The sequence below is a fragment of the Pseudomonas sp. ADAK18 genome (genome assembly GCF_012935695.1).
Classification (GTDB): Bacteria; Pseudomonadota; Gammaproteobacteria; order Pseudomonadales; family Pseudomonadaceae; genus Aquipseudomonas.
This window is the reverse complement of record NZ_CP052859.1, coordinates 49,616-67,284: the sequence shown is the minus strand read 5'-3', so window position 1 is coordinate 67,284 and position 17,669 is coordinate 49,616. Positions and strand designations below refer to the sequence as shown.

The window sequence follows — 17,669 nt, the reverse complement described above, 5'->3', positions numbered from 1 at the left end:
TCGACAACTGCTACGGGCATACTTGCCTCTCTACCGAAGGTAGTCAGCCTTCGATTTCTTCGACAAACACCAACCGATTGCCCGACGGGTCGCTGATACTCATCTCCCGCGACTCCCAAGGCGTCTCTTCGATCCCCGGCTTGGCATAGCGGTAATCCTTGGCCAGCAACTGCTGCTGGTACGCCTCCAGTCCCTGCGCCTGAATCCGCACCGCCGCACCCGGTGAGCAATCGCCATGATGCTCCGACAGGTGCAGCACGCACTCCCCAAGAGACACTTGCAGGTACAGCGGGAAATTCGCTTCGAAACGGTGCTGCCAATCAACCTTGAACCCCAGGAAATCGACGTAAAACTCAAGGGCCTTGGCCTCATCGAAAATCCGCAGGATGGGAATGACTTTTCCACAGTGCATAGGCTTCTCCAGTCTGAAAAATACTCCTTGTGCAAACCGCGTCGGCGCACCCGCCGACGCGTTGTCACACTACGCCAGAAATAACTCTGTGTGAACGCCGGGCCACCCTCGCCTACTGATGAGGAATCTTGAAGATCCGGGCGTTGGACAGCAGGTCGTTGGACACATGGACCTCGTCGAACTGATAGGCGTTGGCGGCGAATTCCTTCAGTCGCCCTTCCTGGCGCAGACGATCGATCGTACCGGCAGGCAGGTGCTGACGGGCCTCAGTGAACTGCGGGTTGAGGTCGATATTTTCATTCAAGGACACCGTCGGTACGCCCTCGCTGTCGATTTCATAAAGGTAGTACTCCCCCCCGAACTCAGTGTCACCAAAATGCATCGCGGCTTCCTTGGAACGGGACGCCACCAGGACGTTGCCGTCCAGCATTTTTTCCGGCCCGGAAAAAAAGTTGGAGTCTCTGAAGCCTATGTCCTGGGGGTCACCTCGGCGATCCACCCGGTCCGCCTTCTCGACGCGGTACAGCTTGGGCAGGTCTGTTCGCTCAATCATGCCTCGGCTGTTGAAATGCCCTCCGTCGGGTAGCTTGACGCTCGCCTGGAACGGGTTGGTCTTGATAACAGGATCGTCGTCATAGAGTTCGTACTCGCCCGATGAAGTGGCGTCGGATGCCACGGAGCCCGGCGATTGCGCAGGCTCCGGAGAGTCAGCTCGGGGCTCGTCAAGCCTCATCCTTTTTTCGGCCGGCGGTGACACCGCTTCATAGCGAGGCTGGGCAGCCGAGTGATTATCCGTCCGGGGCAGGTAAACATCCATGGTCGGATCCCATAAAGGGTTCAGCCCATGCCCTTGCGGCTCGGGCAAGCTGGGTCGCGTCGGACTCATCAAGACGCCGATCTGCCCATTTACCCGCCGGTAGTTGAAAAATGGCTTGGCAGCGGTCGTGCTGGCGCCTTCGGGAGGATTAGCCTGGACCTGAACGTCGGTGGTCCCGGCAGATGAGCCGGCCTTGCCTAACGCATGAAAAAACGCCAGCGTGGCCACATCCATCACCGCCCCATTCAACCCTTCCTGACGCTCGGCCTGGGTGTCACCTTCAATAGCTTTATCGACCTCCATTCCCACCTGGGCCCCCAACGATGCAGCGCCAATCCCCAAGCCGATTGGCCCGAGCAACGCCAAGGGAATGGAAAAAACCGCATTGCCGGCTTTCAGCATGCCCAGGGCGTTGTCTTTGTGGACTTCGGCATTCGACTTTATTTCAGTATCAGCATCACTTTCTATGCGCTGGCGCGTTTGCCTGGCCATGGCGGAAAAAACATCATCGGCGATGGGGTAGTTCTGGTTGTTGATATGACTGCTGTCCGCAGCCATGACGCCGGCCCCTATTTTTTTCAATGCACTGTCCACACCATTGACACTCAGCTTGCCGAACACTCCTTGCTGACGGTCTCGAAGGGAAAAGTGCTGCGCCAACGCTGCGGCCTTGGCCGGATCCTTGCCCTGCTCCACCACCCATTGATTCAACGCCGCACGGTCCTTGAACCGGTGAAGCGCCGGGGCAGCGCCCGGAACATAAAGCACCTCGGAACCGTCCTTCGACACAAACCGCAGGATATCGCTGGAGCCATAACCGTTGATGTCGAAGCGAAACACTTTTTCATCCGCCGCCGGTGCCGCCAGGGCAAGCAATTGTTCCTGCGTTGCCGCCCCCTCCAGTGGCACGTTCGGCGCGGCGGCCTTCATCACCCACCGAAACTCCTCCTGGCTGAGGCCTTCGGCGGGGTTTGCCTGGTTCAGGGCGCGGGCCGCACTCGCTTCCTTGATAAATTGCTCTTTAGCCAGTGCTCGCCATTGAGGCGTGTGTTGCCCCCAGAAGTTGTCCAGCTTGCCCATCACCTTCTTCTGGAGATCGCCCTCGCGCACGATGTTCAACAACTCACTGGGTTTAAGCCGCAGTTCATTGCCGGCGTTGTAGACGCCTTTTTCCGGACCGTCCAGATAGAGGCCATAAACCGCATCCAGATCGCGCCAGCGCTCCTGCGCCTCTGGTACGTCTTCATGTATTTTCGAATAAATATACCCAGGCCCGGTTCTATCGATGATCAACCGCCCCAGGCGACTGAAAAAGTCCGAAACACTTTCGCTGTGAAAGATCGAGAACGGGCTGACGTTGGACGACAGGAAATGCGCGACTGCTTGCGCCTTGCCCGCAGTGCCATAACGTTCCGCCGAAAAGAAATCACTGGCCACGGCGTCCGTCAGCGTCATGGATTTCTCAGGTGTTCCACTGTGTTTCCAACGTGTAGCGCTGCTATCGGATTGGGTGCTGTGGGCGGTTGAGAACTGATGCAGATAGACCTTGTCAGGGTCGATCCGCTGGCCGGTCACCGCGAAGACTTTTTCCTGGATCCAGCCCTTGATTGTGTCGCGGGGAAAGGGGAAGGCGCTGGCCACCTCGGATGCCGACTCTCGAGCAGGCACCAAGGAAAAACGGGAGGACATAGCAACCTGGGGATTAAAGTCTTTGTTGATATATCGCATTTCTTCAAGAGGAATTCGCATACAAGTTCTCCGAGAAAGGAGCTACCCATCATAGGTAGTAATCTTCCTCGGGCAACGTGCCTTTTGTAAGCATCCATTGACCGTATGGCAGCCCCCGGACCGTTAACTGAACCCCCGGCGCAGATCACCCGTGCGTGCCAGAAAACGCCCAGGCCGTTGCCCGTTAGCCTGCCCGTCGCTGTAGCTCAGCACGCCATTGACCCACACGCCGTCAATGCCCTCCGCCGCTTGCTGCGGCGCCTTAAAGTCCGCCACATCCCGCACACTCAGTGGATCAAACAGCACCAGGTCAGCCCAATGCCCTTCGCGAATTTCGCCGCGTTCGGCCAGGCCAAACCGCGCCGCCGACAAGCCGGTCATCTTGTGTACCGCGGTGTGCAGCGGGAACAGTCCCAGGTCGCGGCTGAAGTGCCCCAGTACCCGTGGAAACGCGCCCCACAAACGTGGATGCGGGAACGGATCTTCCGGCAAGCCATCCGAGCCGATCATCGACAATGGGTGGCTGAGGATGCGCTGCACATCGGCCTCATCCATCCCGTAATACACCGCTCCCGCCGGTTGCAGTCGACGGGCAGCGTCCATCAGCGGCACTGCCCATTCGGCAGCGATGTCCTGCAAGTCCCGGCCGCCCATGTCCGGATGCGGCGTCGACCAGGTGATGGTGATACGAAAAGCATCCGTGACCTGTTTGAGATCCAGGGTCGAGGAACTGGCGGCATAGGGATAACAATCACAGCCCACCGGGTGGGTCTTCGCGGCCAGTTCCAGAGACGCCAACAGCTGCGGGCTGCGGCCCCAATTGCCGGCGCCGGCGCATTTGAGGTGGGAGATGATCACCGGCGCCTTGGCGTGACGGCCGATCAGAAAGGCCTCATCCATCGCCTCCAGCACCGGTTCGAATTCACTGCGCAAATGGGTGGTGTACACCGCGCCAAACGCCGTCAGCTCTTCGCTCAGTTGCAGCACTTCATCGGTTTCGGCATTGAATGCGCTGGCGTAGGCCAGGCCTGTGGATAACCCCAGGGCGCCCGCCTCCAGGCTTTCCTGCAATTGCACGCGCATGGCGGCAATTTCAGCGGCAGTGGCCGTGCGGTGCAGGTCGTCCAGATGATTGCTACGCAGTGCCGTATGACCGATCAGCGCGGCCACATTGACCGCAGGATGCGCCGCTTCGACGGCGGCGCGGTAATCGCAAAACCTCGGGTAGGCAAAGGCTTCGGCGTTGCCCAGCAGGTTCATCGGGTCCGGCGGATCACCGCGCAAATTGACCGGTGAAGCGCTGATGCCGCAGTTGCCGACAATCACCGTGGTCACGCCCTGGCTGAGTTTAGGCAGCATCTGTGGCTGGCGGATCACCACGGTGTCGTCGTGGGTGTGGACGTCGATAAACCCCGGCGCCAACACCCGCCCAGTGGCATCGATTTCATGTTCGGCGTGGGCGGCCGACAGGTCGCCAATCTTTTCGATCCGGCCCGCGCGCAGGGCCACATCGGCGACATAACCCGGGGAGTTACTGCCATCAATGATCGTGGCCTGGCGGATCAGCGTGTCGTACTTCATCTCAGTCTCCAAGCGGCAGGCAATCGGCGCCGCCGCGGTAATCGTCCAGGGCCAGCTTGATCCGTCGCAGGCGTTCCTGGTTGTCGTCCGGCATGGCCAGGGCCAGCTCGGTTGCGAGCACGTCGATGGCCAGCAGCATTCCGTAGCGCGCTGCCGTGGGCTTGTAGATAAAACTGGTTTCCGCCAGTTGCAGCGGCAGTAGCACGTCTGCCAATTGCGCCAGCGGTGAATCGGCGAGGGTGATGGCGACGATACGGGCTCCGTAGTTACGGGCCAGTTCCACCACACCCAGCAGTTCCGGAGTAAGGCCGGTCAGCGAGCAGATGATCAGCGCATGCTCCGGCCCCAGAGTGGCGGCGGTCACGCGCATCATCACCGGGTCGTGGCACGCTGCAATGGGATAACCCAGACGTACGAGGCGCACTTGCAACTCATCACTGCCCACGCTCGACGGGCCGCCCATGCCGAACGCATGAATCATCCGCGCCTTGCCCAGCAGGTTCACGGCATCGACAAAACTGTGCTGATTGAACCCGGACAGGTGCTGACGCAAGGTCGCCTCGATGTCACCGAGAATCTGTCGATGAAACGCCGACTGTTCCGGCAAGCCTGCCGGGTCCAAGAAGCGACTGCCAACGCCGCTGGCCTGGGCCAGTTGCAGACGCAGGTCACGCAAGTCGCGGCAACCGACGCTGCGGGCGAACCGCGACAAGGTGGCGGTGCTGACCTCGGCCCGCAGGGACAACTCTTCCAGGCTGGCGGACGCTGCAAAGCCGACACCCTCCAGCATCAACTTGGCGATACGCCCTTCACCGGCGCTGAATGAATCCTGGCGGGCGCGGATCTGGTAGAGGATGTCCATCACGTTAACTCCGGGTTACAGAATGCAGGACAGACCATACGTCAGACCGAAGGCGACCAGCGAAATCAGGGTCTCCAGCACGGTCCAGGTCTTGAAGGTCTGGATCACCGTCATATTGAAGTATTCCTTGATCAGCCAGAAGCCGCCGTCATTCACGTGGGAAAAGATTACCGAGCCGGCGCCGGTGGCCAATACCAATAATTCCGGGTGGGGATAACCCAGGCCCAGGGCGACCGGTGCTACCACGCCCGACGCGGTGGTCATGGCTACAGTGGCCGAGCCGGTGGCAATGCGCATCAGCGCGGCGAACAACCAGCCCATCACCAGCGGCGACAGATTGAACGCGTGGGCCAGACCGAGGATTTCGTTGGTCACACCGGCATCCACCAGGATCCGGTTAAGACCGCCGCCGGCGCCCACCAGCAAGGTGATGCTGGCGGTCGGCGCCAGGCATTCATTGGTGAACTTGAGGATCGACTCGCGGTTGAAGCCCTGGGCCAGGCCCAAGGTCCAGAAACTCACCAGGGTCGCCACCAGCAGGGCGATCACCGAGTTGCCGATAAACAGCAGGAATTGGTTGAAAGCGGTGCCCGGGGTGGAAATCAGGTTGGCCCAACCGCCGATCATCATCAGCACCACCGGCAACAGGATGGTGCCCATGGTCAGGGCGAAGCTCGGCAAACAGGTGCGCGGTTCTCGGTCGATGAACTGACGTTCCAGCGGGTTTTCCGCCGGCAGGTGAATGCGCGGCACGATGAATTTGGCATACACAGGGCCAGCAATGATCGCGGTCGGGATACCGATCAGGATCGCGTAAAGCACGGTTTGCCCTACCGACGCGTTGTAAGCCAATACCGCCATCATCGCCGCCGGGTGCGGCGGCACCAGCGCATGCACCACCGACAGGCCGGCGACCATCGGCAAACCGACCATCAGGATCGACACGCCAACGCGCCGCGCCACGGTAAAGGCAATCGGCACCAGCAACACAAAACCGACCTCGAAAAACAGCGGCAGCCCTACCAGGAAGGCAATGCACACCATGGCCCAGTGGGCGTTACGCTCGCCGAATCGGTCGATCAGCGTGCGCGCCACCTGCTCGGCGCCACCCGACTCGGCCATCATCTTGCCGAGCATGGTGCCCAGGGCCACCACCAGCGCAATATGCCCCAGGGTTTTGCCGACGCCGGCCTCGTAGGAACCCATGATCGTATCCGCCGGCATCCCGGCCAACAGCGCCAGGCCAATGGACACCAGGGTGATGACGATAAAGGGGTTGAGCCGGTAACGTGCGATCAGCACGATCAATGCAATGATGGCGATAGCGGCGTAAGCCAGCAGCCAAATGCCCGGTGATGCGGCCATGCGGTACTCCTCGGAAAGGGTCACGTCGAATTAGTTGTGAAACTCATAAATCATTAAAGATGGAAATTTTCAATTTTCATGAAAGTAATTTTCGCCCACAGACAAGCGGCGTCGCTTTGGGATATGCCTAGGGGCCGGGAATGAAAATAAGGGGGGCGTTCTTACATGAAGATCGCCGGGGTACTGGAAACTCAACGGCACGCGTTGAGTCTTAGATTGCGCATCAACTCATGATCAGGAAAACCAACAATGAACCGTAGATCACTGCTTGCTCCCTTCGCCGCCAGCGCCCTGCTTCTGGCCCTGTGCACCAATGCCTCGGCCGCCGACAGCCCGGCGCTGAAAACCTGCATGGATGGCGCCAACACCACCGCCGCCATGGTCGACTGCAACGCCACCGAAACCAAAGTGCAGGATGAGCGCCTGAACAAGGCATACAAAACCGCCCTGGCTGCCCAGGAAGGCAAGCGCAAGCAGCAACTGCAGGATGTGCAGCGCATGTGGCTCAAATACCGGGATGCCAATTGCGCCTTCGCCGGCTCAGCCACCGGCGGCACCATTGATCAAGTCAACGGTTCTGGCTGCCTGCTGGACATGACCCGCACCCGTGCCCAGGAACTGGAAAACCTGGTCGGGCCGTAACGTGCATATGTACTTGTAGCCGCTGCCGAAGAATGAGGCTGCGATGCGGGCCGCAGGACCGCCGCCTTGGGGCCGCTTCGTCGGAATGCCGCACCAAACCCATCACAGCCTCGTGCCTCGGCAGCGACTACATAAACACCACCACCCTGTAGCCTGCGATCGGCTACGCAGCCGCTACAAAACCCATCAGTCGTGCTGAACCCGGGCACGCTTGAGCAGCTTCTTGCAGCGCTCGGACAAATGCAGCACCCGCAAATGCTTGCCGGCCTTGGCGTAGCGCTCGCGCAGGGTCATCAGGGCGGCGATGGCCGAGTAGTCGACGAAGCTCAGGTGACGACAATCCAGCGTGACCTGGGCGGGGTCGTTGGCCGGGTCGAACTGGTTGAGGAACGGTGTGGTCGAGGCGAAGAACAGCGTGCCGTGCAGGCGATACAGCTTGCTGCCGTCGGCTTCCAGGTGTTCATCGGCGTACAGCTCACGCGCCTGCTGCCAGGCGAAGTTGAGCGCAGCAATGATGATGCCGCACAGCACCGCCGTCGCCAGGTCGGTGAACACCGTGATCACCGTCACCGCCATGATCACCAGCACGTCATTGAGCGGCACCTTGTTGATCACCCGCAGCGACGCCCAGGCAAAGGTCTGCTGCGACACCACGAACATCACCCCCACCAGCGCCGCCAGCGGGATCCGCTCGATCAGCGGTGACAGAAACAGAATAAACAGCAGAATCATGATCCCGGCGAACACTCCGGAGAACCGCCCGCGCCCGCCGGAACTGAGGTTGATCACGGTTTGCCCGATCATCGCGCAACCGCCCATGCCGCCGAACAGTCCGCAGACCATATTCGCGGCGCCGAGGGCCATGCTTTCACGGTCCGGGTAGCCACGGGTCTCAGTGATTTCATCGGTGAGGTTGAGGGTCAGCAGGGTTTCCAGCAGGCCAACCATCGCCATGAGGATCGCGTAAGGCGCGATGATCTGCAGGGTTTCCAGGGTCCAGGGAATCTGCGGTAACGCGAACGTTGGCAGGCCGCCAGCGATGTGGGCCATGTCGCCCAGGGTTCGGGTGGGCAGGCCCAACAGATACACGGCCAGGCCCACACCGAGAATCGCCACCAGCGCCGGCGGCACCGCACGGGTCAGGCGCGGCAGCAGGTAGACGATGGCCATGGTCGCGGCTACCAGTCCGCTCATCACGTACAACGGCGTGCCGCTGAGCCAGGTTTCACCGCTCTTGAAATGCTCAAGCTGGGCCAAGGCAATGATGATCGCCAGGCCGTTGACGAAGCCGAGCATCACCGGGTGCGGCACCATGCGCACCAGCTTGCCCAGGCGCAACAGGCCGAAGGCGATCATGATCAACCCGCCCAGCAACACCGTGGCCAGCAGGTACTGCACGCCGTGTTGCACCACCAGCGCCACGATCACCACCGCCATCGACCCGGCTGCACCAGACACCATCCCCGGCCGGCCACCGAACAGCGCGGTCAGGGTGCAGATGATGAACGCGCCATAAAGGCCCATCAGCGGGTTGAGATGGGCTACCAGGGCGAAGGCGATGCATTCGGGCAGCAAGGCAAAAGACGTGGTGAGTCCGGCCAGGGCGTCGGCGCGCAGACGGGTGAAGTTCATGGGGTTACCGGGGAGTTGCGGGGGATAAGGCTGGGGATGGTACGGAATTGAGTGAGGTGGGGCTAGATCTTTAGGACGCGGTGAATGACCTGTGGCGAGGGGGCTTGCCCCCGTTGGGCTGCGTAGCAGCCCCAGAGTCTATCCCCCATCCATCTGAAAGAATGAGGTGATCTGATTATTGGGGCTGCTGCGCAGCCCAACGCGGGCGAGCCCGCTCGCCACAGGGGTGATGTTTACAAGGAACATCAAACCATCTCGTTGCGAATCCACTCCACAACCGACGTACGCTTGGGTACCCAACCCAACAACTCACGAGCATGCTTGCCCCGCACCCGGCTGTTGGAACCCAAACCATAGTTGGCCATTTCATAGCCCCACTCGGCTTCGGCATCGGCCAGTGGCCAATCCTGCGGTTTACCCAGCTTCAGGGCTTCGGCGATGGCGGTGGTCATGTCGACGAAGGCCGCTTCGCTGCTTTCAACAAAGTAGAAGGTGCCGGGGACGTTCTTTTCCAGCGCCAGCAGATACAGGGCAACCACGTCTTCGATATGCACGTTGGACCAGATGTTCTGACCAGGCCCAACATGGCGCACCACGCCACTTTTACGGGCTTGCTTGAGCAAACGCGGCAACTGCACGCTGTCACGCTTGACCCCCAGGCTGTGACCGTAGATCAGAGTGTTGCAGATCACGGCCGAGTTCACTCCGTCCTTCGCCGCCGCCAGGATCAGGTTGTCGATGGCCACGCGGGCGGCCTTGTCGACCGTCGGCTCCGGCAGGTTGTCTTCGAAGTAGATGACATCACTGGACTTGCCGCCCGAGGCGTCGCCGACGATGCTCGAACCGCTGGTGTGCAGGAACGGCTTGTTGGAACCGCGCAGGGCGGCCAGCAAGGTTTCGACGGCGCCGCGATGGTCGCTGCTGGCAGCGTTGATCACGGCATCAGCCTTTTTAGCCTGTTCGGTCAGCATGGCGCTGTCGTCCAGGGTACCGATCACTGGGGTGATGCCCAGTGCGGTCATTTCCTGGGCCTGTTCGGCGCTGCGCACCAGGCCGGTAACGGTGTGACCCGCCTTGACCAGGCCGGTAGCAATGGAACCGCCGATAAAGCCGGCTGCGCCGGTAACGAATACGTTCATGGAGAAAACTCCTGCGTGAGTCAGTAATGGAGCAAGTATTGCGGACTTACCCGTGCCGAATAAGTCCGTATTACCCAATTCAATCTTGCGCAGGCGTCACGAATCAGCTGGCGTAGTTCGCCAACTTGCCCTGGATAAAGTCCAGGAAACACTGGATGCGCAAGGCCAACTGCGAGTTGCGGTAGTACACCGCGTTGATCGGCTGGCGATAACCGCTGTTGAACTGCGCCAGGATCGGCGTCAGGCGCCCGGCATTGATGTCGTCGATGGTCATGAAGTTAGACAGGCATGCGATGCCCTGCCCTTCCAGTGCCAGGTGACGCAGGGTTTCACCACTGGAGGCGGCGATGCCTGGCTGGATCTGCCAGCGGTCGCCGTGCACATGGCGCAACGGCCAATGGTTGAGGGTTTCGGTCTGGGTGAAACCGAGCAGCGTGTGCTCGGCCAGTTCGGCCACGGTCGTCGGTGTCCCGTACTGCTCCAGGTAAGCCGGGCTGGCGAGGATATGCAGCGGGCTGCAACCCAGGGAGCGGGCGTGCAATGTCGAGTCCGCCAGGGTGCCGATGCGAATGGCGATGTCGGTGCTCTGCTCCAGCAAGTCGATGATCAGGTCGTTGCTGTTGAGTTCCAGTTGGATGTCCGGGTACAGGCCGCGAAATTCGGCAATGTACGGCACGATCGCATGCAGCATGAACGGCGACGCGGCGTTGATCCGCAAGCGTCCGGACGGGGTTTGCTGACGCGAGGACAGCCGCTCTTCCAGGTCATCCATTTGCTCGAGGATCACCTTCGCGCGTTCGAAGAAGTACTTGCCCTCTTCGGTCAGGTCCATGCGTCGCGTGGTGCGGTTGATCAAGGTGGTCTCAAGCTTGGCTTCCAGCCGCGACAAGGTCCGGCTGACCGCCGAGGGCGTTTGCCCGACCTGTTCGGCGGCGGCGGAAATCGACCCGCATTCAATCACGCAGACGAAGATCTGTAGCTCATCGGATCGGGCTTTCAACGTGAATCCTCTCTATCGGGTCACTGTAGCCGCTGCCGAGGCACGAGGCTGCGATCGCCGACGAAGTCGGCGCAAGTCTTCACATCGCTGAAGGTCCTTCGGCCCTTATCGCAGCCTGCGGCAGCGGCTACAGGTTACACCGAAAGGTTAAACACCTGCGCCAGATGCTGCTCATAACGCGCCACATCGGCCTCGATGGCCGGGCGTTTCATTACGTCCACGCAGAGAAAGGTCGGCAGGCCGGTCATGCCGAGGAACTGGTTGGCCTTGTGGAACGGGAAGTACACCGCGTCCACGCCCTTGCCTTCAAAGAAGTCGGTAGGGTCGTCGAAGGCTTGCTGCGGGGCGTTCCAGGTCAGCGACAGCATGTATTGCTTGCCCTGCAACAGGCCGCCGCTGCCGTATTTCTGCGAGGAGTCGGAGCGAGTGCGGCCGTCACTGGCGTAGAGGCTACCGTGGCCTTCGGTAAAGACTTCGTCCATGTACTTCTTGACGATCCACGGTGCGCCCATCCACCAGCCTGGCATCTGGTAGATGATCACGTCGGCCCACACGAACTTGGCGACTTCTTCGGCCAGGTCGTAGCCTTCGTCGATATGGGTGACTTTGACGTCCGCGCCGCCACGGTCCAACACCGCCAGGGCGGCGTCATGCAGGGTGTTGTTGTAGCGACCGTCGGAGTGGGCGAACTTTTTACCGCCGTTGAGCAGCAGGACTTTTTTCATGGGAAGGGCCTAAAGATTAAAAATGTCTGAAGGCAGGGTATCCACAACAGTTCTTTGGAATAAGCGCTGGCGGGGCAAAATACATTTGACTTATCGGCACGAATCAAAGGGGGATTGTTGCCTTAGAATTTTTAAACACTTTTTGAGGATTCACCCCAATGACTGAACCTGTAGGCTTTATCCTCCACGCCAAGACCCGCCCGGAAAAGGCCGCCGCCTTTGAAGCGCTGTTTCGCGCCTACGTCGAACCCAGCCGCGCGGAACCGGGATGCATCGAGTACCACATGCTGCGCGACCAGCAGGACCCGACGCTGTTTATCTTCTATGAAATCTGGGCGTCCAAGGCCGCTTTGGATGTGCATTCCAGCCTGCCGCACATGAAGCATTTCCATGACCAGCGCATGGCGTTTCTGGAGCAGGATTTTGATATCCGCGCCATCGACATGCTCAGCACCTCCTCCGCTAACCGCTGATCAGCAAGTGGCCGCCCAGTAGCGCCATGCCGACAAAGAACACCCGCTTGAACAGCACGGCGCTGATCCGTTGACGCAGCACTTGCCCCAGCCACATGCCCAATAGCGCCGGCACCAAGGCCAACAGCGAAGCATTGATTTCACCACCGCCGAGGGTGCCGCGCCAGAACAACCCCGCCGCCAGCGCCAGGGTTGAAACGGTGAACGACAAGCCCAGCGCCTGCACCAACTGATCACGGTTCAAGCCCAGGGCTTGCAGGTACGGCACGGCCGGAATCACGAAGACACCGGTGGCCGAGGTGATGACGCCCGTCACCAGACCGCACACCGGTCCCAGCCAGCGCTCGGTGGCCGGGCTGACCTTGAACGCCGGCAAGAACAACCCGCTCAAGGCATACACCAGCAATGCCCCACCCAACGCCCGCACCACCCAATGCCCACCGGCCATGCCCAACCAGAGTGTGCCAAGCCCGGTGCCGAGAAAGATCAGCAACAACATTGGCCACAGACGTTTGAGCAGCCCGCGCAAATGCCCGCCGAACGCCAGTTGCCAGAGGTTGGTGACGGTAGATGGGATGATCAGCAAGGCCGCAGCCTGCGCCGGGAACATAGCCAGACCGAGCATGCCCATGGCCACCGTGGGCAAGCCGAGGCCGATGATGCCCTTGACGGTGCCTGCCAGTAGGAAGGTGCCGATGACCAGCAGTGTCAGTACCGGGCCGAGGTTTTGATAGAACGCGAGGAAGGTATTCATGGGCTGATTTTATGGGGTGGGCTCATGGTTGAACATTCGCCATATACTGAGGTTGCCTCTTGTTTTGCGTGAGGCTGATGACGCCTTCGCGAGCAAGCCCGCTCCCACATTCGACCGAGTGCATCTGTTGGAATGCGGTCGAATGTGGGAGCGGGCTTGCTCGCGAAAGCGTCAGTGCAAACACCCTTTGTTCAACGGACTCCCACAGCCATGCACTTTGACCTGATCGACCTGCGCCTCTACCTGCACATCCTCGACACCGGCAACATCACCGCCGGGGCCAGTCGCAGTCATTTATCCCTGGCAGCGGCCAGTGCGCGGATCCGGGCGATGGAGGCGTCACTGGGCACCGAGTTTCTTCAACGCGGTCGCCGGGGCGTAACGCCAACCGCTGCCGGCAACGCTCTGGCCCGGCATGCGCGGCTGATGCTGCAACAGGCCGAACGCCTGCAGCAGGACCTCGCGGAATACGCCAACGGCGTCAAAGGCCAAGTGCGCCTGCTGTGCAACACCACCGCACTCAGCGAATACCTGCCGGAACTGTTGGCGGACTTTCTCTGCGCGCATCCCAACCTGGATATCGACCTGCAGGAACTGCCCAGCCTGCGGATCACCCATGCCTTGCGCCAGGGTGCGGCGGACCTGGGGATTATTTCCGATGCGGTGGATACCCACGGTTTGCAGACCCTGCCCTTTCGCGATGACCCTCTGGTGCTGATCATGCCGCTGGGGCATCCGCTGGCCGCCAGTATTAACGTCAGTTTTATCGACAGTTTGCGGCACGACTATGTGGGGTTGGCCGCCAACAGCGCCCTGGCGGTGTACCTGGAAGAACAGGCGCTGCACGCCGGTTTTCGCTTGCAAACGCGCATTCGGGCGGACGGATTTGATGGCGTCATTCGTATGGTTACCCGGGGCGCCGGGCTGGGAATTGTGCCGCAAGCGGCACTGGATCGCAGCCCTCGGAAACACCACTTCAAGGCCCAGCCCCTGAATGAGGAATGGGCCTGCCGCACGTTGCTGTTATGCGCCCGCTCGTTTGAACAACTGCCCGGTTACGCCAGGGCCTTGCTCGATGCCTTGGCAGAACCCTTGCGGAAGAACACGTAATACACCGCCGACAGAATCAGCAGGAACGGCACCCCAAACACCAACGTCATCTTGAAGGCCTCGGTGAAGTAAGTGGTGATCATCACCGCGCCCATCAGCACCAGCCCCAACAGCGTGCTGTAAGGGAACAGCCGCAGTTCAAAGGACAACTTCGCCCCACCGTTACGCTTGCGGTAGCGGCGGAAAAACAAGTGGGTCAGGAAGATCATGAACCAGGTGAAGATCGCGCCAAACATGGAGATCGCCATCATCAAGGTGAACGAGCTTTCCGGGTACACCACGTTCAACAAGGTCGCCAGGGCGATGCCCGAGCTGGACAACAGCAAAGCGTTCAACGGGATCCCGCTCTTGCTCAAGGCGCCCATGGATTTTGGTGCAAAGCCGGCACGGGACAGGCTGAACATCATGCGAGTGGTGATATAGAGCTGGCTGTTCATCGCCGAGAGCGCCGCAATCAGGATCACGAAGTTCATCACCCCCGTAGCGCCGGGAATGCCGATGGTCTGCATCACCGTGACGAACGGGCTTTGGGTATGGCCCGACTGATTCCACGGCACGATGGCGAGCATCAGCGCCAGGGTCAGCAGGTAAAACACCACCAGCCGCACGATGGTGGCGCGAAAGGCCTTCTTCACCGCCTGCTCCGGGTCTGCCGCTTCACCGGCGGCCACGGCGATCATCTCGACACTCAAGTAGCTGAAGATCGATACGATCACAGCGATCCACATGCCGCTCAGGCCGTGGGGGAAAAATCCGCCGTGGGCCGTGTAGTTCTGCACACCGTAATCCGGGTTACCCGAGCCAAATACCACATACACCGCGAGGATGATGAAGCCGACGATGGCGCTGATCTTGATCGTGGAAAACCAGTACTCAAAATTGCCGAAGGTCTTGACGCTGATGGCGTTGAGCACGATCAGCACACTGGAAAACGAGACGATCCACACCCATTCCGGCACGTTGGCGAACCAGTACTTCATGTACATCGCCACCGCCGTGACCTCGGCGCCCACCGCCAGCACAATCGCCGCCCAGTACGCATAACGCACCAGGAACCCGGCCAGTGGGCTGATGTAGAACTCGGCATAGGCGCCGAAGGAACCCGAGGTGGAATGCGCGACGGTCATCTCCGCCAGGCAGCCCATCAACAGCAAGGTAATCAGCGCACCAATGGCGTAGCTGACCAACACGCTGGGCCCGGCATACCCGATGGCGTAGGCACTGCCCATGAACAGCCCAGTGCCGATGGCGCCACCGATGGCGATCATGCTCATCTGGCCGGAAGTGAGCTGGCGCCTGAGGCCCAACTCGCGGTTGGTTATTGCTGCAAAGCCGTTGTCTGGCGTGGTCACGTGGCGTGCCCCCTTATTATTGTGATTGCACTGTCTTACTGCATGCACTGAACTTTGTGGGAACACAATTCCCCTGTGGGAGCGGGCTTGCTCGCTCCCACATTGGTTTTGTGTTACTCCTCAGGTGACGCTATTACGAACTTTGAATTGCGGCTGGTCCCAGGTCTTGTGGTCGAGAATCTCACCGAGAATTTCCACGGCATCCCACACCTCAGTAAAGCTGGTGTACAGCGGGGTAAAACCAAACCGCATGATGCGTGGTTCGCGGTAATCACCAATCACGCCACGGGCTATCAAGGCCTGGATAACGGCGTAGCCTTCGGGGTGTTCGAAGCTGACGTGGCTGCCGCGCCGGGCGTGTTCACGCGGCGTAATCAGCGTCAATTCATGCGCGGCGCAGCGCGCTTCCACCAACTCGATGAACAAGTCAGTCAGTGCCAACGACTTGGTGCGCAGACTGGCCATGTCGGTCTGGGCGAAAATATCCAGGCCACATTCCACCATTGCCAGTGAGGTGATCGGCTGAGTACCACACAGGTAGCGGGCGATGCCTTGGCTCGGGGCATAACGCGATTCCATGGCGAACTGCCGGGTATGCCCGAACCAGCCCGACAACGGCTGCCTGACCACATCCACCAGCGCGGGGTTGACCCACACAAACGCCTGGGAGCCCGGCCCGCCGTTGAGGTATTTGTACGTGCAGCCAATCGCGTAATCCGCGCCAGCCTGATGCAGATCGATCGGCACCGCGCCCGCCGAATGCGCCAGGTCCCAGATCGCCAGGGCGCCGCATTCATGGGTCAGGGAAGTCAGGCTCTGCATGTCGTACATATAGCCGGTCTTGTAGTTGACGTGGGTGAGCATCACCACCGCCACATCTTGATCGATGGCTTGGGGCAGCTCGTCAGGGCTATTCACCAGGCGCAGGGAATAGCCTTGTTGCAGCAATTCAGCCAGGCCTTCGGCGATGTACAGATCGGTGGGAAAGTTGCTGGCTTCGCTGACGATCACCTTGCGGTTCGACGCGCGATTACGCTGCACGGTCAATGCAGCGCTCAGCACCTTGAACAGGTTGATGGAGGTGGTATCAGTGATCACCACTTCGCCGTCACGAGCACCAATCAGCGGCGCCAGACGATTGCCCAGGCGCTGCGACAGGTCAGCCCAACCGGCGCTGTTCCAACTGCGGATCAAACCATTGCCCCATTCCTCGGCGATCACTGCTTGCGCCCGCTCCAAAGCGGCCACCGGGCGGGCGCCGAGTGAGTTGCCGTCGAGGTAGATCACCCCGTCGGGCAGCGCGAACTGATTGCGCAAGGGAGCCAGCGGGTCTTGGGCATCGAGGGCCCGGCAATGATTTCGGGTAGTCATGGTCGATCCTGTTCTTGTGGGTGTCGCTGTGGGTAACGATGGCCCAAATAATGAACGAAGCTTTAGAGAATTTTCGTGCAAAGTGGTAGGTAACGCGCTAATTAAGACGTAGGAAATTCGAATTTAACCTCCAAACACGCGGATTTATTCTAACCATGATTCTCGACGCCACCGACCTGCGCCTCCTGCATTTCCTGCAACAGGATGGCCGTATCAGCAACCAGGAACTGGCGGAGAAAGTCGCGCTGTCGCCCTCCGCCTGCCTGCGACGTTTACGGCTGCTGGAGAGTGAGGGAATCATCAGTGGTTATCGTGCGGTACTGAATGCCGAGCAACTGGGGATTGAGTTGGAAGCCATCGTCCACTTGTCGTTGCGCCAGGATGTTGAGGACTGGCATGAGACGTTTATCAAGAAGGTCCAAGGTTGGCCGGAAGTGGCCAGTGCCTATGTGATCACCGGCGCCAGCAACTATGTGCTGCGGGTGCAAGCGCGCAACCTGAAGCATTTTTCGGATTTTATTGTGAACCACCTGAACCGCACGGCGGGGGTGATGGATATTCGCTCGGAGATTGTGTTGCAGAAGATCAAGGATCGGGATGATTTGTTGGATCTGGTGGTGCGCAAGTAGCCAGGCACACCACATAACCAATGTGGGAGCGGGCAAGTCGAATCGTCGCACCGCCGCTCCCACATTTTTAACCGCGC

At 60.2% G+C, this 17,669-nt stretch carries 16 protein-coding genes; 4 read left to right on the top strand and 12 right to left on the bottom strand.

What is annotated here, in order from left to right; translation table 11 throughout:
* Positions 1-43: 43 nt before the first annotated feature.
* The 5 genes from HKK55_RS00270 to HKK55_RS00250 all read right to left on the bottom strand — a co-directional run bounded on the left by HKK55_RS00270 (position 44) and on the right by HKK55_RS00250 (position 6,765).
* A complete protein-coding gene (locus tag HKK55_RS00270) occupies positions 44-412 on the bottom strand; it encodes a glyoxalase superfamily protein (RefSeq protein ID WP_169352847.1) in 369 nt (122 codons plus the stop codon).
* A gap of 112 nt (positions 413-524) precedes the next feature.
* Complete coding sequence (locus HKK55_RS00265; RefSeq protein WP_169352846.1) at positions 525-2,978, bottom strand: DUF6543 domain-containing protein; 2,454 nt, start codon at positions 2,976-2,978, stop codon at positions 525-527.
* A 102-nt stretch (positions 2,979-3,080) separates the two neighbouring features.
* Positions 3,081-4,538 (bottom strand): amidohydrolase family protein, encoded by a 1,458-nt coding sequence (locus HKK55_RS00260; protein WP_169352845.1) that lies wholly within the window; start codon positions 4,536-4,538, stop codon positions 3,081-3,083.
* 1 nt (position 4,539) lies between these two features.
* Complete coding sequence (locus HKK55_RS00255; protein ID WP_169352844.1) at positions 4,540-5,400, bottom strand: MurR/RpiR family transcriptional regulator; 861 nt, start codon at positions 5,398-5,400, stop codon at positions 4,540-4,542.
* A gap of 15 nt (positions 5,401-5,415) precedes the next feature.
* Positions 5,416-6,765, bottom strand: coding sequence for a gluconate:H+ symporter (locus HKK55_RS00250; protein ID WP_169352843.1), 1,350 nt, complete (start codon positions 6,763-6,765; stop codon positions 5,416-5,418).
* Positions 6,766-7,014: 249 nt separating this feature from the next.
* Between HKK55_RS00250 and HKK55_RS00245 the strand changes: the two genes are divergently transcribed.
* A complete protein-coding gene (locus tag HKK55_RS00245) occupies positions 7,015-7,407 on the top strand; it encodes a lysozyme inhibitor LprI family protein (RefSeq protein WP_169352842.1) in 393 nt (130 codons plus the stop codon).
* A gap of 186 nt (positions 7,408-7,593) precedes the next feature.
* Here the strand turns inward: HKK55_RS00245 and HKK55_RS00240 are convergent, their stop codons facing one another.
* The 4 genes from HKK55_RS00240 to HKK55_RS00225 all read right to left on the bottom strand — a co-directional run bounded on the left by HKK55_RS00240 (position 7,594) and on the right by HKK55_RS00225 (position 11,903).
* Positions 7,594-9,039 (bottom strand): SulP family inorganic anion transporter, encoded by a 1,446-nt coding sequence (locus HKK55_RS00240; RefSeq protein WP_169352841.1) that lies wholly within the window; start codon positions 9,037-9,039, stop codon positions 7,594-7,596.
* A gap of 245 nt (positions 9,040-9,284) precedes the next feature.
* The gene (locus HKK55_RS00235; protein WP_169352840.1) at positions 9,285-10,178 is read right to left on the bottom strand and encodes an NAD-dependent epimerase/dehydratase family protein; all 894 of its coding nucleotides are present in this window, start codon (positions 10,176-10,178) and stop codon (positions 9,285-9,287) included.
* 103 nt (positions 10,179-10,281) lie between these two features.
* Positions 10,282-11,178, bottom strand: a complete 897-nt coding sequence (locus HKK55_RS00230; RefSeq protein ID WP_169352839.1) for a LysR family transcriptional regulator — start codon at positions 11,176-11,178, stop codon at positions 10,282-10,284.
* A 134-nt stretch (positions 11,179-11,312) separates the two neighbouring features.
* The gene (locus tag HKK55_RS00225; protein WP_169352838.1) at positions 11,313-11,903 is read right to left on the bottom strand and encodes an NAD(P)H-dependent oxidoreductase; all 591 of its coding nucleotides are present in this window, start codon (positions 11,901-11,903) and stop codon (positions 11,313-11,315) included.
* Between the two features lie 158 nt (positions 11,904-12,061).
* On the opposite strand from HKK55_RS00225, the gene HKK55_RS00220 reads away from it, so the two are divergent.
* Positions 12,062-12,376, top strand: coding sequence for a putative quinol monooxygenase (locus HKK55_RS00220; RefSeq protein ID WP_169352837.1), 315 nt, complete (start codon positions 12,062-12,064; stop codon positions 12,374-12,376).
* Here HKK55_RS00220 and HKK55_RS00215 read toward each other — a convergent pair.
* A complete protein-coding gene (locus HKK55_RS00215; protein ID WP_169352836.1) occupies positions 12,366-13,130 on the bottom strand; it encodes a sulfite exporter TauE/SafE family protein in 765 nt (254 codons plus the stop codon). The two genes, HKK55_RS00220 and HKK55_RS00215, sit on opposite strands and share 11 nt — an antisense overlap.
* Before the next feature lie 210 nt (positions 13,131-13,340).
* Here HKK55_RS00215 and HKK55_RS00210 point away from each other — a divergent pair, with 210 nt between their 5' ends.
* On the top strand, positions 13,341-14,240 hold the full coding sequence (locus HKK55_RS00210; protein WP_169352835.1) for a LysR substrate-binding domain-containing protein: 900 nt from the start codon (positions 13,341-13,343) through the stop codon (positions 14,238-14,240).
* On the opposite strand, the gene HKK55_RS00205 is transcribed toward HKK55_RS00210, so the two are convergent.
* Both HKK55_RS00205 and kynU read right to left on the bottom strand, forming a co-directional pair.
* Entirely contained in the window at positions 14,186-15,592 is a 1,407-nt protein-coding gene (locus HKK55_RS00205; protein ID WP_169352834.1) for an amino acid permease, read from the bottom strand. The genes HKK55_RS00210 and HKK55_RS00205 overlap by 55 nt on opposite strands.
* 120 nt (positions 15,593-15,712) lie before the next feature.
* Positions 15,713-16,963, bottom strand: coding sequence for a kynureninase (gene kynU / locus HKK55_RS00200; protein ID WP_169352833.1), 1,251 nt, complete (start codon positions 16,961-16,963; stop codon positions 15,713-15,715).
* A 155-nt stretch (positions 16,964-17,118) separates the two neighbouring features.
* Between kynU and HKK55_RS00195 the strand changes: the two genes are divergently transcribed.
* Positions 17,119-17,592, top strand: a complete 474-nt coding sequence (locus HKK55_RS00195; protein ID WP_003212305.1) for an Lrp/AsnC family transcriptional regulator — start codon at positions 17,119-17,121, stop codon at positions 17,590-17,592.
* Positions 17,593-17,669: the final 77 nt, after the last annotated feature.